General features: G+C 67.0%; 20 protein-coding genes. 12 read left to right on the forward strand and 8 right to left on the reverse strand.

The genetic code is table 11. The annotated features are described in order from the left end of the window. The first annotated feature begins 5 nt into the window (after positions 1-5). From sufC to ACTIF2_RS26000, 7 genes are all read left to right on the forward strand, one after another. Positions 6-758: a Fe-S cluster assembly ATPase SufC gene (gene sufC / locus ACTIF2_RS25970; protein WP_439500032.1), complete on the forward strand. Its 753-nt coding sequence runs from the start codon at positions 6-8 to the stop codon at positions 756-758. After that, complete coding sequence (locus tag ACTIF2_RS25975; protein ID WP_439500033.1) at positions 758-2,107, forward strand: SufB/SufD family protein; 1,350 nt, start codon at positions 758-760, stop codon at positions 2,105-2,107. The genes sufC and ACTIF2_RS25975 overlap by 1 nt, the downstream gene beginning before the upstream one ends. Next, positions 2,107-2,310, forward strand: coding sequence for a tautomerase family protein (locus tag ACTIF2_RS25980; RefSeq protein ID WP_439500034.1), 204 nt, complete (start codon positions 2,107-2,109; stop codon positions 2,308-2,310). Before ACTIF2_RS25975 ends, ACTIF2_RS25980 begins: the two co-directional genes overlap by 1 nt. Positions 2,311-2,312: 2 nt before the next feature. Continuing rightward, positions 2,313-3,551, forward strand: coding sequence for a cysteine desulfurase (locus tag ACTIF2_RS25985; RefSeq protein WP_439500049.1), 1,239 nt, complete (start codon positions 2,313-2,315; stop codon positions 3,549-3,551). A gap of 14 nt (positions 3,552-3,565) precedes the next feature. Continuing rightward, on the forward strand, positions 3,566-3,949 hold the full coding sequence (locus ACTIF2_RS25990; RefSeq protein ID WP_439500035.1) for an SUF system Fe-S cluster assembly protein: 384 nt from the start codon (positions 3,566-3,568) through the stop codon (positions 3,947-3,949). A gap of 82 nt (positions 3,950-4,031) precedes the next feature. Further along, complete coding sequence (locus ACTIF2_RS25995; RefSeq protein WP_439500050.1) at positions 4,032-4,865, forward strand: protein-L-isoaspartate O-methyltransferase family protein; 834 nt, start codon at positions 4,032-4,034, stop codon at positions 4,863-4,865. 143 nt (positions 4,866-5,008) lie between these two features. Further along, complete coding sequence (locus ACTIF2_RS26000; protein ID WP_439500036.1) at positions 5,009-5,896, forward strand: PhzF family phenazine biosynthesis protein; 888 nt, start codon at positions 5,009-5,011, stop codon at positions 5,894-5,896. 16 nt (positions 5,897-5,912) lie between these two features. Here ACTIF2_RS26000 and ACTIF2_RS26005 read toward each other — a convergent pair whose 3' ends face one another. Together ACTIF2_RS26005 and ACTIF2_RS26010 are read right to left on the reverse strand one after the other, a co-directional pair. Beyond that, a complete protein-coding gene (locus ACTIF2_RS26005) occupies positions 5,913-6,275 on the reverse strand; it encodes an MmcQ/YjbR family DNA-binding protein (RefSeq protein WP_439500037.1) in 363 nt (120 codons plus the stop codon). A 21-nt stretch (positions 6,276-6,296) separates the two neighbouring features. Continuing rightward, entirely contained in the window at positions 6,297-7,370 is a 1,074-nt protein-coding gene (locus tag ACTIF2_RS26010) for a malate/lactate/ureidoglycolate dehydrogenase (RefSeq protein WP_439500038.1), read from the reverse strand. 176 nt (positions 7,371-7,546) lie between these two features. On the opposite strand from ACTIF2_RS26010, the gene ACTIF2_RS26015 reads away from it, so the two are divergent. Together ACTIF2_RS26015 and ACTIF2_RS26020 are read left to right on the forward strand one after the other, a co-directional pair. Then, entirely contained in the window at positions 7,547-7,942 is a 396-nt protein-coding gene (locus tag ACTIF2_RS26015; RefSeq protein WP_439500039.1) for a HesB/IscA family protein, read from the forward strand. 6 nt (positions 7,943-7,948) lie between these two features. Next, the gene (locus ACTIF2_RS26020) at positions 7,949-8,305 is read left to right on the forward strand and encodes a TfoX/Sxy family protein (protein WP_439500040.1); all 357 of its coding nucleotides are present in this window, start codon (positions 7,949-7,951) and stop codon (positions 8,303-8,305) included. Here the strand turns inward: ACTIF2_RS26020 and ACTIF2_RS26025 are convergent. Further along, a complete protein-coding gene (locus tag ACTIF2_RS26025; protein WP_439500041.1) occupies positions 8,265-9,323 on the reverse strand; it encodes a GGDEF domain-containing protein in 1,059 nt (352 codons plus the stop codon). The two genes, ACTIF2_RS26020 and ACTIF2_RS26025, sit on opposite strands and share 41 nt — an antisense overlap. Before the next feature lie 182 nt (positions 9,324-9,505). After that, entirely contained in the window at positions 9,506-10,966 is a 1,461-nt protein-coding gene (locus ACTIF2_RS26030; protein ID WP_439500042.1) for a DEAD/DEAH box helicase, read from the reverse strand. A 162-nt stretch (positions 10,967-11,128) separates the two neighbouring features. On the opposite strand from ACTIF2_RS26030, the gene ACTIF2_RS26035 reads away from it, so the two are divergent. Further along, entirely contained in the window at positions 11,129-11,827 is a 699-nt protein-coding gene (locus tag ACTIF2_RS26035; RefSeq protein WP_439500043.1) for an alpha/beta fold hydrolase, read from the forward strand. On the opposite strand, the gene ACTIF2_RS26040 is transcribed toward ACTIF2_RS26035, so the two are convergent. Both ACTIF2_RS26040 and parE read right to left on the reverse strand, forming a co-directional pair. Next, the gene (locus ACTIF2_RS26040) at positions 11,828-12,088 is read right to left on the reverse strand and encodes a hypothetical protein (protein WP_439500044.1); all 261 of its coding nucleotides are present in this window, start codon (positions 12,086-12,088) and stop codon (positions 11,828-11,830) included. A 135-nt stretch (positions 12,089-12,223) separates the two neighbouring features. Further along, positions 12,224-14,317 carry a DNA topoisomerase IV subunit B gene (gene parE, locus ACTIF2_RS26045; protein ID WP_439500045.1) on the reverse strand — a complete coding sequence of 698 codons (2,094 nt, stop codon included), beginning with the start codon at positions 14,315-14,317 and terminating at the stop codon, positions 12,224-12,226. A 326-nt stretch (positions 14,318-14,643) separates the two neighbouring features. Between parE and ACTIF2_RS26050 the strand changes: the two genes are divergently transcribed. After that, a complete protein-coding gene (locus ACTIF2_RS26050) occupies positions 14,644-14,844 on the forward strand; it encodes a hypothetical protein (protein ID WP_439500046.1) in 201 nt (66 codons plus the stop codon). Between the two features lie 62 nt (positions 14,845-14,906). Continuing rightward, positions 14,907-16,130 (forward strand): glycosyltransferase family 4 protein, encoded by a 1,224-nt coding sequence (locus ACTIF2_RS26055; RefSeq protein WP_439500047.1) that lies wholly within the window; start codon positions 14,907-14,909, stop codon positions 16,128-16,130. Positions 16,131-16,132: 2 nt separating this feature from the next. On the opposite strand, the gene ACTIF2_RS26060 is transcribed toward ACTIF2_RS26055, so the two are convergent. Further along, on the reverse strand, positions 16,133-16,954 hold the full coding sequence (locus tag ACTIF2_RS26060; RefSeq protein ID WP_439500048.1) for an FkbM family methyltransferase: 822 nt from the start codon (positions 16,952-16,954) through the stop codon (positions 16,133-16,135). A 217-nt stretch (positions 16,955-17,171) separates the two neighbouring features. Beyond that, positions 17,172-18,539 carry an MATE family efflux transporter gene (locus ACTIF2_RS26065; RefSeq protein ID WP_439500051.1) on the reverse strand — a complete coding sequence of 456 codons (1,368 nt, stop codon included), beginning with the start codon at positions 18,537-18,539 and terminating at the stop codon, positions 17,172-17,174. Positions 18,540-18,552 lie beyond the last annotated feature (13 nt).

Consider the following 18,552-nt stretch of genomic DNA (forward strand, 5'->3'; position numbering starts at 1 on the left):
CAACAATGCTCGAAATTCGCAATCTGACCGTCAAGATCGCCGACGAGGACACCCAGATCCTCAATGGCCTGAACCTCACCGTGAAGGACGGCGAGGTCGCCGCGATCATGGGGCCGAACGGCTCCGGCAAGTCGACCCTGTCCTATGTCATCGCCGGCAAGGAGGACTATGAGGTCCTCGACGGCGAGATCCTGCTCAACGGCGAGAACGTGCTGGAGATGGAGGCCGATCAGCGCGCTGCCGCCGGCATCTTCCTGGCCTTCCAGTATCCGCTGGAGATCCCGGGCGTCGCCACCATGACCTTCCTCAAGGCGGCGATGAACGCGCAGCGCAAGGCGCGCGGCGAGGACGAGCTGCTGACGCCCGAGTTCATCAAGCGCGTCAACGCAGCTGCCGATGGCCTTGGCATCAATCGTGAAATGCTGCGTCGCCCGCTCAATGTCGGCTTCTCCGGCGGCGAGAAGAAGCGCATGGAGATCCTGCAGATGGCGTTGCTGACGCCATCCATGTGCATTCTCGACGAGACCGATTCCGGCCTCGACATCGACGCGCTGCGCATCGTCGCCGAGGGCGTCAACGCGCTCCGCGACAAGAACCGCGGCTTCCTGGTGATCACCCACTATCAGCGCCTGCTCGACCATATCGTGCCCGACACCGTGCATGTCATGGCCAAGGGCCGCATCGTCCGCACCGGCGGCAAGGAGCTGGCGCACGAGCTCGAGAAGAGCGGCTATTCCGCCTATGGGGAGGCTGCCTGATGGCCATCGTCACCCCGCTGAAGACGGCGGCAGAGCAGGCCCTCGCCCAGCAGTTCGCCAATGTGAAGGCGGAACTGCCCGGCGGCGTCGCGGTCCGCAAGCTGCGTGAGGACGCGTTTGCCGGCTTCGAGGCCAAGGGCCTGCCGCATCGCCGTCTCGAATCCTGGCGCTATACCGACCTGCGCATGCTGCTGCGCGAGGCGAACCCACTGGCGGTGGGAAGCGCCGAGTCGCAGGCCGTGCGCGAGCGTGTCGCGGCGCTCAAGCTCGACGGGCTCAAGCTCGTCCTGGTCGACGGCGCCTTCTCTGCCGACCTGTCCGACCTCGATGCCTTGCCCGATGGCGTCACAATCCAGTCGCTGGCCGACGCGCTGGTCTCGCAGCGCGAGGACCTGACGCGGATCCTGGCCGGTCCCGGCGTCGCCGAGGGCGATGCCGGCCTGATGCTGAACACCGCGCTGATGCGCGACGGCGTCATGATCGAGATCGCCGCGGGGATCGAGCTTGCCGCTCCGGTTTCCATCATCTCGATCGCCTCGGGCGACGAGGAGCGCGCGATCTTCAGCCGCTCCGTCGTGCTCGCCGGCAAGGGCGCCAAGGGCTCGATCGTCGAGATCAGCGAAAGCGCCGGCGCAAAGGCCGCGCAGATCAATAGCTCCATCGTCTTCGAGACCGGCGACGAGAGCGAGATCCAGCATGTCCGCATCGTCACCCGCCAGGCGGCCGAGAGCGTGCAGGTGCTGAGCCTGCTCGCGACGGTCGGCGCGCATGCGAAGTTCGATTCCTTCGCGCTGGTCTGCAAGGCCGGCACCGTTCGCCAGCAGCATTTCGTGCGCTATGCCGGTGAGCACACCGAGATCGGCCTGCGCGGCGTCAACCTGCTCGGCGGGCAGGAACATTCCGACGTCACGCTGGTGATGGACCACGAGGTGCCGCATGGCACCAGCCGCGAGCTGTTCAAGTCGATCATCGGCGGCGAGGGCACCGGTGTCTTCCAGGGCAAGGTCATCGTGCGCCCGCATGCGCAGAAGACCGATGGCGGCATGAGGAGCAACACGCTGCTGCTGAATGACGGCGCGGTGATGTTCAACAAGCCGGAGCTCGAGATCTTCGCCGACGACGTCGTCTGCGGCCATGGCGCGACGGTGGCCCAGATCGACGGCGACCAGCTCTTCTACCTGATGGCGCGCGGCCTGCCGCGGCCGCAGGCCGAGGCGCTGGTCCTGCAGGCCTTCGCCGGCGAGGCGGTCGAATTCGTCGCCGACGAGGGGCTGCGTGCGCTCGTCATGGGCGAGGTGGAGAATTGGCTGGCGACACGCGAGGCGCCCGCCGACAAGGGAACCGTCTGATGCCCTACATCAATCTCCAGATCACCAAGGGCGCGACGCGTGACCAGAAGGCCGAAATCGTCCGCGATTTCACTGCGACGCTGGTGCGCGTGCTCGGAAAGAACCCCGCCAACACGCATATCGTGATCCAGGAGATCGAGCGCGAGGACTGGGGCCATGCCGGCGAGCTCATCGACAAGCCGCGCGAACCCGGAAAGGCATGACCATGAACGCCCCGGTGAAGCCCTATGACGTCGCGACGATCCGGCGGGATTTCCCGATCCTGGCGCGAGAGGTCTACGGCAAACCGCTGGTCTATCTCGACAATGCGGCCTCCGCCCAGAAACCGAACGTCGTCATCGATGCGATGACCCGGCTGATGCGCGAGGACTACGCCAATGTCCATCGCGGGCTGCATTACCTCGCCAATGCCTCGACCGAGGCCTATGAGGCGGCTCGCGAGAGCGCGCGGCGCTTCCTGAACGCCGCGCATCTCGAGGAGATCGTCTTCACGCGCTCCTCCACGGGCTCGCTGAACCTGGTCGCCTCCTCACTCGGCCGCCATCTCGGCATCCAGGAGGGCGACGAGATCATCCTCTCCGTGCTGGAGCATCACTCCAACATCGTGCCCTGGCACTATTGGCGCGAGCGGCATGGCGCGGTGCTCAAATGGGCGCCGATCGACGAGGACGGCAATTTCCTCGTCGAGGAATTCGAGAAGCTGATCTCGCCGCGCACCAAGATCGTGGCGCTGACCCAGATGTCGAACGCCATCGGCACGATCGTGCCGATCGCCGAGATTGCCGCCATTTGCCGGGCCTACAAGATCCCGCTCGTGGTCGATGGCAGCCAGGGCGCCGTGCATCTGCCGGTCGACGTCCAGGCGCTGGGTTGCGATTTCTACTGCTTCACCGGCCACAAGACCTATGGGCCGACCGGCTCCGGCGTGCTCTGGGGCAAGCGCGAATGGCTCGAGAAGCTGCCTCCCTACGAGGGCGGCGGCGAGATGATCGTCACCGTCAGCGAGGATGCGATCACCTATAACGACCCGCCGCATCGTTTCGAGGCCGGCACGCCGGCGATCGTCGAGGCGGTGGGGCTGGGCGCAGCGCTCGACTACATGATGGCGCTGGGCCGCGAGAACATCGCCGCGCATGAAGCCAAGCTCGGCGCCTATGCGCGCCAGCGGCTCGGCGAGATGAACTCGATCCGCATCTTCGGGGCTGCAAAGCTGCAGGGAGCCATCGTCTCCTTCGAGATGAAGGGCGCGCATGCGCATGATGTCGCGACCGTCATAGATCGCGCCGGCGTCGCGGTCCGGGCCGGAACCCATTGCGCGATGCCGCTTCTGGCACGATATGGAGTGACGTCGACCTGCCGCGCCTCCTTCGGCCTCTACAACACGCTGGAAGAGGTCGATAGCTTGGTCGAGTCGTTGCGGAAGGCCGAGAGCCTTTTCGCCTGAACGGGATTGTTGCGATGAGCGAGAGCGCTACCGAAGAGCTGAAGCCGAACGCCCCCAGCATGGGAGCGAGCGCGGGCTTGCCGCCGGAGGAGATCGACCGGCTGACCGACGATATCGTCGCGGCGCTGAAGACGGTCTACGACCCGGAGATCCCGGCCGATATCTACGAGCTCGGGCTGATCTACCGCGTCGACATCGCCGATGACCGGCAGGTTGCGATCGACATGACGCTGACCGCGCCAGGCTGCCCCGTCGCCCGCGAGATGCCGGGCTGGGTCGAGAACGCCGTCAGCACGGTGCCCGGCATCGCGGGCGTGACGGTGAACATGACCTTCGACCCGCCCTGGGACCAGTCGCGGATGTCCGACGAGGCCAGGGTCGCGCTCGACATGTGGTGAGGCTGGCGCCTCTTCCGTGACCGGAACGCGGAGCGCGAACGAACGGGAACTCGCCGTCGTTCGGCGCGCCTATGCCAGGCAGATGCTGGCCAGCGTCGGCGTCTCCGGCAATCCCGAGCTCGAAGGCGCCTTCGCCACGATTGCGCGCGAACGCTTCGTTGGTCCGCCGCCCTGGCAGATGTCCAAAGGCGGCGGTTATTCGGCGCTGACATCGAGCGATCCCGTCGTGCTCTATCAGGACGTGCTGATCGCGCTTGCGCCGGAGCGTGGGGTCAACAATGGCAGCCCCTCGCTGCATGCGCATTGGCTGAACGCGCTGGCGCCTCGCGCGGGCGAGCGGGCCGTGCATATCGGAGCCGGGACGGGCTATTACAGCGCGATCCTGGCGCGGCTCGTGGGAGCCGAGGGGCATGTCGTCGCGGTGGAGTTCGATCCGGCGCTCGCCGCTCAGGCCAAAGCCAATCTGCGGGACCTGCCGAATGTCACGGTCGTGCAGGGTGACGGGGCGGATTGGCCGCGCGAGTCCGCCGATTGCATCTATGTCAATTTTTCCGTCGTGCGCCCCGCCGCGGCATGGCTCGAGCGGCTGAGGGCGGGTGGACGCCTGATCTTTCCGCTCGGCGTACCGGGGCCGGTTCAGACGCGGGGCAGGGGGCGGCATTCCTTGCGCGGCGCAGGCTACAGGATCGAGCGGCGTGGAGGCGGCTTCGCCGTCTCCTGGCTGGGTGCGGCCTTCTTCGTCTGCGCCGAAGGCGCGCTCAGCGGCACGAAAGAGGAGCACGAGGCGCTCTGCGCTGCGTTCGATCGCGGCGGCGCGGAATTCGTGCGGAGCCTGCTGTTGGACGAGGCGGCCGCTGAGCGGCTCTGGTTGCAGGGCGACGGCTGGAGCCTGAGCTATGACGAGGTCGCGGAGTGACGCGTGCCTGAGACCTCGCGCGGTGGCAATGAGCCGCCGCCCGGCGATGATCGATCGCATTCCGTTTGTTCATTTCCGAGGCGTGCCGATCGGTGGCATCAAAGGCGCGGGGCGGCTTCCGCCAACGCCGCACGGAGCTTGTCATGCCGTCCTATGCGTTCGAAACCGTCGATGTCTTCACCGACCGCCGCTTCGGCGGCAACCCGCTCGCCGTCTTCACCGACGCGCGCGGCATGTCGGATGCCGAGATGCAGGCCCTCGCGGCCGAGATGAATCTCAGCGAGACGACCTTCGTCCTGCCGCCGGAGAACCCGGCTCATACGGCCCGGGTCCGCATCTTTCATCGCACCGCGGAAATGCCCTTCGCCGGTCATCCCAATGTCGGCACGGCCTGCGTGCTGGCGCGCCAGGGCCGCGATAGGGACGGGGTCCTGCTGTTCGAGGAGATCGCCGGGCTCGTCGAGGTCAAGGTGGAGCGAGACGGGAAGGGTACGGTGACGGGCGCGACCATCGCAGCGCCGCAGCCGCTCTCGATCGGTATCCAGCTCTCGGTGGAGGGTATCGCCGCCTGTGCCGGGCTCGCGCCTGACGATATGGCGACCGGGGCTCACAAGCCGTTGCAGGCGTCGGTCGGCGTGCCATTCGTGCTGGCTGAGGTGAAGGCGGAGGCATTGGCGCAGGCGCTCCCGGATGTCGTGGCCTTCCGCGCGATCGAGGCCGCCCATCCGGCGCTGGAGAGGCGGCTGTCGCTGTTCCTCTATGCCCGCGACGGAGCACGCATCCGCGCCCGCATGTTCGCTCCGCTTGCCGGCACATGGGAGGATCCGGCGACGGGCTCGGCCAGCGCCACGCTGGCGGCGCTGCTCCTGTCGCTCGACGGCGGTGACGAAGCGCGCTTCGAGCTCACCCAGGGCGTCGAGATGGGGCGGCCCAGCCTGCTGAAGCTGACGGCAAGGCGCGGCGAGGACGGCATCCGCGCGACAGTCGGCGGCGGCTGCGTCCCGGTGCTGCGCGGCGAGGCGCTGCTTTAGCGCTGCCGGCTATCCCTCAGGCACCGAGCCCCAGCTCTGCGCGGAGCTTCTTCGGCAGCTTCGACGCGATCAGGCGGTGGCTTTCGCGCAGATAGTCCTGAAGCGCCTCTTCCGGCATGCTCTCGTCGCTGCGGCGCTGGATCCAGGTCATGCCGCGGGATGCGAGGTAGGGAGCGGGCCGCAGGCCGGGCTGCTCCTTCAGGATCTCAAAGGCCATCTCGGAGCATTTGAAGGTGACGGCGAGTCCGTCGCCTACGCTCCAGCCTGCGATCGCAAAAACCTTGCCGCCGACCTTCCAGACATGGGCGCCGCCCCATTGCACGACATGGCTCGTCGAGGGCAACGAGGCGCAGAACCCGTTATAGTCGTCCAACGTCATCGGCGTGGCCCGGACTGATGCTCAGAAGCTCTCCGCGTCGATGCCGTAGCGGGCAGCGGCGGCCTTGATCTGCGACCAGGTCTCGTCGTCGAGCGGGATGCCGGCCTTGCCGCGCTCGGCCCGGACGGCGCGTTCCTTGTCGCCGGGCGCAAGCACCGGCTGGGCCGGATCCTGCGGCTTGGCGGCCCGGACGAAGGCAAGATAGCTCTCGGTCCGGCTCTTGCGCAGGGTCGCGTCGGGCTCGAGCCGGGACGGATCGATCAGAACGCCGAACAGGGAGTTGATGATCCAGCTCTTTTGCGGCTTCTGGTCGATGCGGGCCGCGCCCATCAGCCCCGCGGAGAGCAGTTCGGCGATCAGCGAGAGGCCGGCCCCCTTGTGGTCCCCGAAGGGCAGCAGCGCACCGAGCGGCAGGTCCGGGATTGCGTGCTGGAAGACATGTGCCGGATCGGTCGTCGGCCGGCCCTCGCCGTCGATGATATAGCCCGGAGGAACCTGCTCGCCCTTGTTGAGCGCGACCCGGGCCTTGCCATGCGCCATGCGACTGGTGGCGAAGTCGAGGATGATCGGTTCGCCATCGGGAACCGGGATGCCGATCGCATGCGGATTGGTGCCGAAGCGCGCCTGCTTGGCGGCGTAGGGTGCGACGATCGGCGCACGGCCGGCGACATTGACCCAGAAGAACGAGATCAGCCCCGCCTCGGCCGCGATCTCGGCATAGTGCCCGATGCGGCCGATATGGTGGGCGTCCAGCAGATTGACGATCGAGACCCCGCCGGCTTTCGCCATGGACGCTGCGCGCTCGACCGCGTCGCGCGCCGTCGGCTGGCCGAGCGCGACCTGGCCGTCGATGATCAGGAACGGAGCGGCGTCGAGCTTGGTCGACGGTGTCGAGCCCGGCTTCAGATTCCCGTCCGCCAGCGCATTGAAATAGAGCGGCAGCATGCCGATGCCATGGCTGTCATGGCCGCTGAGATTGGCCAGCACCAGGTGATAGGCGGTCTCCTGCGCCTGTTTTTCCGTCCAGCCGGCTTTCGTGATCATCTCGCGAACGAGGGCGTCGAGTGCTTCCGGGCGATGCAGGCGATAGGTCATGTCTCTGAGCCGTTTGGTCGGGAACGCCACAGTGCATGAGCCGGCTCGTCATGCAATGCGCGCGGGGAAATGGCGCCTTTGCACTGCAGCACCTCGACGTTGCGCTCACCAATCCTTATGTTGTGGGCTGCAATCCTGTTTCATCGGGCCTTGAACCCGATCGAGGAGGGACGAGGATGTTTTCGATTCCGGGCCTGAAGGTCGTGTCGCTGACGGACGCGGCAGCGGTGCGCATTCGCGAGATCATGGCGCAATCGGCGCGGGAGAATCCCGAGGCGCCGGCGCTCGGCTTGCGGGTCGGCGTGAAGAAGGGCGGCTGCGCCGGAATGGAATACACCTTCGAGGTCGCACGCGAGACCAACAAGGGCGACGAGGTCGTCACCGAGAAGGATGCGACCGTGGTCGTCGACGGCAAGGCCGTGCTCTTCCTGCTCGGCACCGAGCTCGATTTCAAGACCGACCGTTTCTCCTCGACCTTCGTCTTCAACAACCCGAACCAGGTCTCGGCCTGCGGCTGCGGCGAATCGGTCGAGATCAAGCCGCGTGCCGAGGATGCGCTCGCGGCGCAGTAGGCGCCGATGCGTGCCGATGCGGTCGTCGAGCTGTTCGCTCCCGTCCTGCCGGTCCGGACGAAGCGCATGTTCGGCGGGCTCGGCGTCTATGACGGCGAGCTGATCTTCGCGATCGTCTTCGACGGCGAGGTCTATCTCAAGACATCCGGGCAGACGCGCTCGCTCTTCGCGGAGGCCGGCAGCGTGCCCTTCACCTATGCGGCGCGCAGCCGGGAGCGCGAGACCGGCTATTGGCGCCTGCCCGAGGCGGCATTCGACGACGGCGAGGAGCTGCGGCGCTGGACAGGGCTCGCGCTCGAGGCGGCGCGGGCTGCAAAAACGCTCAGGCGACGCGGCTCGTCGCCTCGAGCGTCTCTTCGGTGACCGTGCGGTTGCGGCCGTCGCGCTTGGCCTGCATCAGGGCCTGGTCGGCCCGGTCGACGATGGAGCCCGCCGTATCGCCCCGGCGATAGGCCGAAACCCCGAGCGAAATGGTGATGCGGCCGAGATTCTCGTTGGTCGAGCGCTTGATCAATTCGCGCGTCAGCAAGGCCTGCCGCACCGTCTCGGCGCCGAACTTGCCGGCAACGATATCGGCCTCGGGCAGGATGATCGCGAATTCCTCGCCGCCGAAGCGGGATATCACCGCCTTGTCCTTGAACTTGTCCTTCATCGTGCGCGCGACGAGCCGCAGCACCTGATCGCCGGTCAAATGGCCATGCGCGTCGTTGAAGGTCTTGAAGAAGTCGATATCGGCCATGACGAGGGCGAAGGGCTCGCGCCGCAAGGTCGACTGGTCGATCGTCTTCTGCAGCATCTCCTCGAAATGGCGCCGGTTGGCGAGCCCGGTCAGCGGGTCGGTCAAGGCTTCGGCGCGGGTCGATTCCAGCGCCTCGCGCAAATGCCGGATCTCGTTCGAGCTGTCGCGGAGCTGCGATTCGAGCTGGGTCTTGCGCACTACCTCTTCCCGGGTCGACATCACCAGCGCCTCGACCCATTCGCGCAGGCGCTGCCGGTCGGCGGTCGGTGGAACCTCGTCCGACATGGCCGTGAGACGGCCATGATAGCGCTCGCTGGAATCCAGCGCCTGATTGACCAGGGACATCAGGCCGTCGATCTCGCCGAGGACCTGAAGGCTGGTGCGCTCGGCCTGGCGGGCGAGGTGTTCGCTGCCGATGAAGCGGTCATAGAGGCTGTCGACGTCGGCGACCCCGACCTTTCCGTCGCTCCCGGCGATGATCGCGTTCATCGCCATGCTGATCGCCGGCATTTCGCCGCTCAGATGAGCGTACCAGACCTCGAAGGCCCGCGGATAGCTGGGCGAACCATGCTGGCGCATCGCCGCGACGACGCGGTCGGCGAGATCGAAAGTCGGGTGGGATTTCTGTGCTGGTTCGCTCATCGCCGTCGCCCGACCCGATCGAGGCCAGCACACCGGAACGGCGAGCCGATCTCGATTGTGAAATCAAAGCGGGACATCCTGTCCGTCGTGACGGCGGCAAGCGCCCGCGCGTGGCGGCGGGAAGCCCTGAGCCACTCCGGGAGAATGGCCGAACGGGGTTAAGATAGGGTTATGCCCTTGCGTCAGCCGGTCTTGACGGGACGCAGGAGGAAGGCGGGGACGTGATCTCCCAGGCCCTTGACCTTCGGCTCGCGGTCATCGTCGTCGCGGCGCGGCTCCTGCGCGCGCGCCGGCTTCGCCGCATGCGGCTCGGGGGCATGACGAATACGGGTTTTGATCGGGCCGTCCGTGCCACGCCGACGCGACTCGGCGGGCGCCCGGTCGGGCGAGGCCGACGCCGTCTCGGCCGGCTCGGCGCGCGGCGCACGCTCGGGCCGTCCGCGGCCGTTGCGCGCCGGGCGGGCGCCATCGCGGCGTCCGCGGCGCTCTTCGCGCGGTTCGCCCGGAGGCAGGGCGTCGAGCCCGGGCCCGTCCCAGGCGATGGCCTGGCCGGTCAGCTTCTCGATCGCGGCGACGAGCTTGTCGTCATGGCGGGTGACGATCGTGAAGGACGCGCCCTCACGCCCGGCGCGGCCGGTGCGGCCGATGCGGTGGATATAATCCTCGGCATGGGTCGGAACGTCGAAATTGAAGACATGGCTGACAGCGGGAATGTCGAGCCCGCGCGCGGCGACGTCGCTGGCCACCAGGATCGGGTTCTCACCGGTGCGGAAGGATTCGAGCGCCGCCATGCGGGCATACTGGTCCATGTCGCCATGCAGGGCGACGGCCGGCAAACCGTGCTTCTGCAGGGACTTGTGGAGCGTTGCTACATCGCGCTTGCGGTTGCAGAAGACGATGGCGTTCTGCAGGTCCTTGGCGTCCCTGATCAGCCGGCGCAACGTGTCGCGCTTCTCGAAATCCTGGCTATTGGAGGCGATCAGGCGCTGGGTGATGGTCGTGGCCGCCGTCGCCGGTCGCGAGACCTCGATCCGCACCGGGTTGTGCAGGAACTGCTCGCTGATCCGGGTGATTTCCGGCGGCATCGTCGCCGTGAAGAACAGGGTCTGCCGCGTGAAGGGCACGAGCTTGCAGACGCGCTCGATATCCGGAATGAAGCCCATGTCGAGCATCCGGTCCGCCTCGTCGATGACGAGCAGCTCGACGCCGGTGAGCAGCAGCTTGCCGCGCTCGACATGGTCGAGCAGGCGGCCGGGCGTGGCGATCAGGACATCGACGCCGCGCGTGATCTTGGCATCCTGGTCGCCGAAGGAAACGCCGCCGATCAGCAGCGCGACGGAGAGCTTCTGGCCGGCGCCGTAGCGGGTGAAGTTCTCCTCGACCTGCGCGGCAAGCTCGCGCGTCGGCTCCAGGATCAGGGTGCGGGGCATCCTGGCCCGAGCCCGGCCGCTCTCCAGGATGGTGAGCATCGGCAAGGTGAAGGCCGCGGTCTTGCCCGTGCCCGTCTGCGCGATGCCGAGAACGTCGCGGCGCGCGAGGACTTGCGGGATGGCCTGGGCCTGGATGGGGGTCGGCGTGGAATAGCCTGCGGTGGTGACCGCCGTCAGAACTTTATCGCTGAGGCCGAGTTCGGCAAAAGACATCGAGGGTTGCGCTTCTTCAGGGTCGGTGACACGTGGCGGGATGACCTATCAACCGCGACGGTGGCGCGACTTCTCTTTCCAGCGCGCCTTCGGACCCCTGTGCAATGCAGAAATAGCGCAGGAAAGTCAACAAATGAGGCGAGAACTGAGGACATGGTTGCGATGAGCGAGCCGCTTGTGCTGATTCCGGGGCTGAGTTGCACTGCCGCGCTCTACAGTCCGCAATGGCCGGTGCTCGCGCCGGGGCGGCAAATCGTGGTCGCCGACCACGCGCGCGACGAGACATTGGCGGCGATCGCACGGCGTGTGCTCGCCGTGGCGCCGGAGCGTTTCGCGCTCTGTGGCCTGTCTATGGGTGGCTATGCCGCCTTCGAGATCATGCGACAGGCGCCCGAGCGTGTGACACGGCTTGCCTTGCTCGACACCAGCGCGAAGCCGGCGACGCCCGAAACCAACGCGCCGCGCGAGCAGATGATCGACCTGGCGGGGAAGGGGGCGTTCGACAATGTCACGACATTGCTTTGGCAGCGCCTGGTCGCGCCCGCGCGGCTGACCGACGAGCCCCTCCGCCTGCTGGTGCGGCAGATGGCTGAGGATATCGGGGCCGACGGCTTCGTCCGCCAGCAGCGCGCGATCATGGGGCGGCCGGATTCGCGGCCGGGCCTGGGGGCGATCAATGTACCGGTGCTCGTCCTGGTCGGTGAGGAGGACCTGATCACGCCGCCGGGTGAGGCGCAGGAGATGGCGGCGGGAATCGGGGCGAACGCCCGGCTGGTGACGGTCCCCGCTTGCGGGCATCTCTCGACGATCGAGGCTCCGGAGCAGGTGACGCGGGAACTGCTCGCCTGGCTCGGCGACTGATCAGCGCGGTGCGGCGCAGGGGTCGAGCCGGGTCTCGTTGGCGCTCTTGCGGATCGATCCGGTGACCAGCGGGTCGAAGGCCTGTCCCTTCGAGGCGGCGGAGGCGACCTGACTCAGGCGCTCAGTGTCGAGATGCGCCGTCTGGGTCGAGACGAAATTGGCGGCGATGACCGAGAGGAAGGCGATGGCCGCCCCGGCCTTGGCGACATCGGCGACCATGCTGCCGCGTTCGTTTCTCCAGAAGAGCTTGATGAGCCGCACGGGATGCCCCCAACCGATCGGGCGCGAATGCGCCCATGCATCGACATTGCACGCCTGCGGTAAAAAGATGGTTAGCGAATGCTTGCCGGCGAGCGCGAAACCTTACCTGTGCTGCCGGACTCCCGATGCAGCCGCCTAAAGGTCGATCAGCTCGCCGGCGAAGGCGGCACGTTCCTGGATGAACAGGAAGCGCGCTTCAGGCTTGTTGCCCATCAGCCGCTCGACGGTGTCGGCGGTTTCGTCGCGCATCTCGTTGTCGACCATGACCTTGAGCAGGATGCGCTTGGCCGGGTCCATCGTGGTTTCCTTGAGCTGGGCCGGCATCATTTCGCCCAGGCCCTTGAAGCGGCTGATCTCCGGCTTCTTGCCCTTGAAGACGCTGGCGATGAGCTCGTCCTTGTGGGCGTCGTTGCGGGCGTAGACGCTCTTGCCGCCGTGCTGGAGCCGGTAGAGCGGCGGCACGGCGAGATAGAGATGGCCCTTCTCGATCAGGCGCGGCGTCTGGCGCCAGAAGAAGGTGACGAGCAGCGAGGCGATATGGGCACCGTCGACATCCGCGTCGGTCATCACGATGATCTTCTCGTAGCGCAGGTCATCCTCGCGGAACTGGCTGCCGATGCCGCAGCCGAGCGCTAGGATCAGGTCGGCGAGCTGCTGGTTCTGGTTCAGCTTCTCGCGCGTCGCGTTGGCGACGTTCAGGATCTTGCCGCGCAAGGGCAGGATCGCCTGCGTCGCACGATTGCGCGCCTGCTTGGCCGAGCCGCCGGCGGAATCGCCCTCGACGATGAAGAGCTCGGACCCGGCCGCGCCGGCATTGCTGCAATCGGCGAGCTTGCCGGGCAGGCGGAGCTTGCGTGTCGCGGTCTTGCGCGAGACCTCCTTCTCGAGCCGGCGGCGCAGGCGCTCCTCGGCCCTGTCGACCGACCAGTCGAGCAGGCGCAGCGCCTGCTGCGGCGCGGCCGCGAGCCAATGGTCGAAGGCGTCGCGCACGGCGTTCTCGACGATGCGCGCGGCTTCCAGTGTCGCCAGCTTGTCCTTGGTCTGGCCCTGGAATTCGGGCTCGCGGATGAAGACGGAGAGCATCGCCGCGCAGGTCGCCATCACGTCGTCGGAGGTGACCTGCGCCATGCGCTTGGACTGGCCGATGCGCTCGGCATGGTCGCGCAAGCCGCGCAGCAGCGCGACGCGCAGGCCCTGCTCATGCGTGCCGCCCTCGGAGGTCGGAATGGTGTTGCAATAGGAGGAGCTGAACCCGTCCTCGCCGGTGGCGAGCCAGGCGATCGCCCATTCGAGCGAGCCGTGGCTGCCCTCCTTGGTGATCTTGCCCGAGAAAATCGGCTCGGCGACCAGGTCCTTGCCCTCGATCTCGCGGGCGAGATAGTCGCGCAGGCCGCCCGGGAAACGGAACACTGCCTCAGCCGCGACATCGCCTTCCGGCTTGAGCAGCGATTGCGGGCAGGTCCAGCGGATCTCGACGCCGCCGAAGAGATAGGCCTTGGAGCGCGCCATGCGGAACAGGCGGGCAGGGGAAAGATGCGCGCCCTCGCCGAAGATCTGCGCGTCGGGATGGAAGCGGACGCGGGTACCGCGCCGGTTGGCGACGCGCCCGACCGTCTCCAGCGGGCCTTGCGGCAAGCCGCGCGAAAAGACCTGTCGGTAGAGCACCTGGCCGCGCGCGACCTCGACCTCGAGCCGGTCCGACAGCGCGTTGACGACCGAGACACCGACACCGTGCAGCCCGCCGGAGGTCTCGTAGGCCTTCGAGTCGAATTTTCCGCCGGCATGCAGCGTCGTCATGATGACTTCGAGTGCCGACTTGCCCGGGAATTTCGGATGCGGATCGACCGGGATGCCGCGGCCATTATCGGTGACCGCGAGCGAGCCGTCCTCGAACAGCTCGACATCGATGAAGGTGGCGTGACCGGCAACGGCCTCGTCCATGGCATTGTCGATGACCTCGGCGAAGAGGTGATGCAGCGCGCGCTCGTCGGTGCCGCCGATATACATGCCGGGCCGGCGCCGGACGGGCTCCAGGCCCTCCAGCACCTCGATGGCGGAGGCGTCGTAGCCGGCCTCGGACAAGGTGCCGTTGCGGGGGGCGGAGGCCGGGCCCGGCTGCGGCGCGAGCTTGCCGGCCGCGGCCGTCACGCGCTTTGCTGGCGGCGGCTCGGGCTGGTGCTGCGGCCGCGCGCCGCTGCCCTCACCAAAAAGATCGCCATTCTCCGTCATTACCTTCGCCGATCACCTGATTCGCTGGCGCTCTAGATTAGCGCAATCCCGACGCGGCCGGGTGGCCGGCTCGCGGGCCGGCGCCGCCCCAGGGCGCGCGTGCCCCAGACATATATCGAACATCGCTCCGGACAAGCGCGATAATCGCTTTGACGGCACTGTTCTCACCAGATCGTCGCCCGATCGTCACGCCCCCGCTGGCAGGTCACGGTCGCGCCGGCATGGTTCATGCGGCGTTAACGCGGCTTGGCGAAGACTGACGATGTCGAGATTCGGCGTCTTGCGGATCGGCGCAAGCTGTCCGAAGCTCCGAGGGGGAGATTGCCGTGGCGCCGCGTTCGTCAGTTCCGAGGATGAAATTGGCCGGGCTGGAGCGTGCCGCCCGTCTTGCCGGAGAATCCTTCGGCCATGAAGACATGCCGGCGTTCTCGGGCCCGGTCTTTGGCGCGCCCAGTCATTCTCGCCGATTGTGGTGGTTCGCCGCCGCGATCGCGCTGATCGGCTTCGCCGTTCTCGCGCTGCGCTGAGAAGGCTTCAGCCAAGCAGAATATCAACCTTTGCGCCCTAGAAGGGGAGCGGAGGCTCATCCATGCGCAGCGTCATCGTCAGCGATTTCGGTTCGGTCAACGGCGGCGCCGCCAAGGTCGCGATCGAGAGTGCGCGCGGCCTGGCGGAGGCGGGCGTCGATGTCGTCTTCGCCTGCGCCATCGGGCCCGTCTCGGATCGGCTGAACCATTCCCGCATCCAGGTCGAGATGTTTCCGGGCGAGGAGATCTGGCAGGTCGGCGGCAAGCTCGCGGCCGCGCGCCAGGGCATCTGGAACGCGCCGGCCCATGCCTTCCTGACAGAGCTCCTGGCGCGCCAGCCGCGCGGCGAGACGCTCGTGCACCTGCATCAGTGGACCAAGGCGTTCAGCCCGGCCGCGATCGCCGCGGCAGGCGAGAGCGGGCTGCCGGTCGCGATCACCATGCACGACTATTTCTCGTTCTGTCCGGTCGGCGGCTATTTCGATTTCAAGGCCAATGCGCCCTGCAAGCTGAAGCCGATGTCGGTCGGCTGCGTCACGGCCAATTGCGACCGCGCGTCCTATGTCCACAAGCTCGTCCGCGTCGCCCGGCAATGGCGCTCCGACGAGGCCATGCGCAAGCTGAAAGCGCCGCTCTTCATCCATGTCAGCGATTTCGCCCGCCGCTTCGCCGAGCCGTTCCTGCCGAGGCAGGCGCGCCATGTCGTGGTCGAGAACATGATGGAGGCGGAGAAGCGCGAGCCGGCGGATGTGGCGCAGAACCGGCATGCCGTCTTCATCGGGCGGCTCACGCAAGAGAAGGGCGTGCTGCTTCTGGCCGAGGCCGCTCGCGCCGCCGGCGTCCCCTTGCGTCTCGTCGGCGATGGTGACGAGGAGATCAAGGCAGCGATCGCAGGTCTCAATCCCGCCGCAGAGATCACGGGCTGGCTCGATTCCGGTGCAGTGCTTACCGAGCTGCGGGCGGCCCGCTGCCTGGTCGCGCCGTCGCTCTGGTACGAGACGGGCCCGCTCACCGTCATCGAGGCGATGGCGCAGGGCGTTCCCGCCATTTTGCCCAGGACGACCGGCGCCACGAGCCGGGTCCGGGATGGCATTGACGGACTTGTCCTGGACGCTGCCGAACCGGCGGCGTTGACCATGTCCCTCGCTGCGCTGACTGACGGCGCCTTGGCGGCCCGGCTCGGCCTTTCCGCCCATCAAGCCTATTGGGCCAACCCGCCGACACTCGCCCGCCATGTCGAGATTTTGCTGCGCAGCTATGGAGCGGCTTTGGCGGCGGCGGCCTGAAATTAGATCAGCGGCCGGGCGGAGACGACCAGATTGACGGCATGAGCGGGGGGCGCCTGGACCGGCTCGAGCCAGCATCGGTGCCCCTGGAAAAGACGGGTCACCTCGCGCAGGAACGGCGACGCCGACTGCGCCGTATGTTGCAGGGCATAAAGCTGGTCATAGCCGACGCTGCGCAGAAGATCCCAGCTCTGCTCGCCGACCTGCGCTGAATTGCTCTCGAACACGATCACCGGGCGATGGCGCCTGAGCGTCTCGGCCAAACCTTCGAACACGGAACGCTCGAAGCCTTCGACATCGCATTTGACGAAGGTGATGGCGGTGCCACCGAGCTCGAGCGTATCGATCAGGCGGTCACCATGTCGCACGGGCAAGCTGCGATCGCCCATGCCCTTGGCGAAGGTGCCGGTACCGTCATTGCCCTCCTCGTGGAAGGAGAACGGCAGTTCGGCATCGTCCGGCCCCAGCCCGACCTCGATGACGTGGACATTCCCGCAATCGTTGAGCGCGAGATTGGCCCGCAGGATCGCACCCATCTGCGGATTGGGCTCGAAGCAGAGAACGGTCTCGAACAGCCGCGACCAGATCACGGCGTGATTGCCGATATTGGCTCCGATATCGAGGCAGATTCCGTCCGCTAGCCCTTGCGCCCTGATCATCTGGCTGAGGCAGTCGAGTTCCTCGCGCTCATAGAGCCCGTTGGTGAGGACGGCCAGGCCGACATGCTCGTGCGGCACCACGGCGAGGCGAGGCGAGGTCGAGCGCAGGCTTTTCCACTGGCTCCGCACCAGAGCCTTGATCGCCAGGTCCCTCAGTCGAAACAACGCGCCCATACCTGTCCCCGTCGTCTCAAGCAGCCGCATGCTTCCCGGCCAGTAAGCAATGGCGTCTCGACTATTGATATTTCGCCAATACAGCCGCTGGACCGAGACGGCATCGACCGCAGTCGCGCCGCCAGGCATCACCATCCGGGGCCGCAGGGTCAGGCCCGACCGAAAACGAGAGATGACGCCTGGCTCACGACATCTCCAGGCGTTTGTATCATTCCGGCTTGCGGAACCACACGCCCGACCTCACCGCGAGCAGCAGCGTTACGCCATAGACGAAAAGCGCGATGCCAAGCGCCGCGAATAGGGCCTTGAGCGATCCGGTCAGGTATAGCGCCAGCCAGCCTCCGCCGAGCGCGATGGCAAAGCGGACGAAGCCCGCGGCCAGAGGCCAGAACAATTGCCCGGCGCCCTGGGAGGCGAAATAGAGCACGAGGCCGAGGCCGAAAAAGCCGTAGGCGGGACCGACGAACCTGAGATATTGGCTACCGGCCGCTATCGCGCCGGGTTCCGCGGTGAACAGCGACAGCCAGACACCGGGCCAAATTGCGGCCGTCAGGCCGATCAGCTCCGTCATGGTGAAGGCGATAGCTCCGCCGATCAGCGCGATACGAAGCGCGCGCTCGTGCTGGCCGGCGCCAATATTGGTGCCGACCAGCGCCACGAGCGGTGCGCCCAGGCCGAAGACCAGTGGGATCAGCAGATATTCCAGTCTGGCGCCGGTGCCGAAGCCAGCGACCGCCTCGACGCCTGCGGCGCCGGCGACCATCGCTGTCGACGTGGCGATCACGACATTGGTGAGCAGCGAGGTCACCGAACCGACCGCGCCGATGCGGAGGATGTCGGCGAAGGCTTTCCAGCGCAATCGAACCCACCTGAAACGCGCAAGGTTGCGGCCGGAGAGCACATACCAGGCAAGCGTCGCCGCGCCGCCGAGATAGAAAAGGACGAGGGCCGTGCCGCCACCCGCGATACCGAGGGCCGGGACCGGCCCCCAGCCGAAGATCAGCAATGGCGAGAGCGGCACCAGCAGCACCACGCCGACGCAGATCACCAGCGCCGGCACCAGCATGTTGCCGGTGCCGCGAACGACGCTGGCGAGGCCGTTCATGATCCAGAGGATGGCGTTGCCGGCGAAGACGATATTGGAATAGGCGAGCGCTGCCTCGAGTTCGCCGCCGGTGCCGCCGAGCGCCCGATAGATCGGCCGGCCGAAAGCCAGCATCACGACCGAGAAGAACAGCCCAAGCGCGAGATTGATCACGATCGCATGCAGCACGACGGCGTCGGCCTCGTCGCGACGGCCGGCACCGAGCGCCCGCGCTACGGCCGACGAGATGCCGCCGCCCATCGCGCCCGCGGAGATCATCTGCATCAGCATGATCGGCGGGAAGGCCAACGCCATGCCGGCGAGCGCGTCCGTGCCGAGGCGGGAGATCCACCAGGTCTCGATGAGGCCGGTCGCAGCCTGTGCCAGCATGATCAGGATGTTCGGCCAGGCCATGCGCAACAGCATCGGCACGATGGGGTCCTGAAGCAGCTTTCGCGTGCGCAGGCCATGCGTCGAGGAGGCGGCCGGGATCTCGGAGGTCTCG

The sequence above is a fragment of the Allobosea sp. genome, from assembly GCF_051860145.1.
Lineage (GTDB): Bacteria > Pseudomonadota > Alphaproteobacteria > Rhizobiales > Beijerinckiaceae > Allobosea.

Coding starts and splice junctions, on each gene's coding strand:
- ACTIF2_RS26030 (WP_439500042.1), bottom strand. CDS start 10,966: ATGTCTTTTGCCGAACTCGGCCTCAGCGATAAAGTTCTGACGGCGGTC.
- ACTIF2_RS25975 (WP_439500033.1), top strand. CDS start 758: ATGGCCATCGTCACCCCGCTGAAGACGGCGGCAGAGCAGGCCCTCGCC.
- ACTIF2_RS25995 (WP_439500050.1), top strand. CDS start 4,032: ATGCTGGCCAGCGTCGGCGTCTCCGGCAATCCCGAGCTCGAAGGCGCC.
- ACTIF2_RS25980 (WP_439500034.1), top strand. CDS start 2,107: ATGCCCTACATCAATCTCCAGATCACCAAGGGCGCGACGCGTGACCAG.
- ACTIF2_RS26010 (WP_439500038.1), bottom strand. CDS start 7,370: ATGACCTATCGCCTGCATCGCCCGGAAGCACTCGACGCCCTCGTTCGC.
- ACTIF2_RS26035 (WP_439500043.1), top strand. CDS start 11,129: ATGAGCGAGCCGCTTGTGCTGATTCCGGGGCTGAGTTGCACTGCCGCG.
- ACTIF2_RS26015 (WP_439500039.1), top strand. CDS start 7,547: ATGTTTTCGATTCCGGGCCTGAAGGTCGTGTCGCTGACGGACGCGGCA.
- parE (WP_439500045.1), bottom strand. CDS start 14,317: ATGACGGAGAATGGCGATCTTTTTGGTGAGGGCAGCGGCGCGCGGCCG.
- ACTIF2_RS26000 (WP_439500036.1), top strand. CDS start 5,009: ATGCCGTCCTATGCGTTCGAAACCGTCGATGTCTTCACCGACCGCCGC.
- ACTIF2_RS25990 (WP_439500035.1), top strand. CDS start 3,566: ATGAGCGAGAGCGCTACCGAAGAGCTGAAGCCGAACGCCCCCAGCATG.
- ACTIF2_RS26025 (WP_439500041.1), bottom strand. CDS start 9,323: ATGAGCGAACCAGCACAGAAATCCCACCCGACTTTCGATCTCGCCGAC.
- sufC (WP_439500032.1), top strand. CDS start 6: ATGCTCGAAATTCGCAATCTGACCGTCAAGATCGCCGACGAGGACACC.
- ACTIF2_RS26055 (WP_439500047.1), top strand. CDS start 14,907: ATGCGCAGCGTCATCGTCAGCGATTTCGGTTCGGTCAACGGCGGCGCC.
- ACTIF2_RS25985 (WP_439500049.1), top strand. CDS start 2,313: ATGAACGCCCCGGTGAAGCCCTATGACGTCGCGACGATCCGGCGGGAT.
- ACTIF2_RS26005 (WP_439500037.1), bottom strand. CDS start 6,275: ATGACGTTGGACGACTATAACGGGTTCTGCGCCTCGTTGCCCTCGACG.
- ACTIF2_RS26020 (WP_439500040.1), top strand. CDS start 7,949: ATGCGTGCCGATGCGGTCGTCGAGCTGTTCGCTCCCGTCCTGCCGGTC.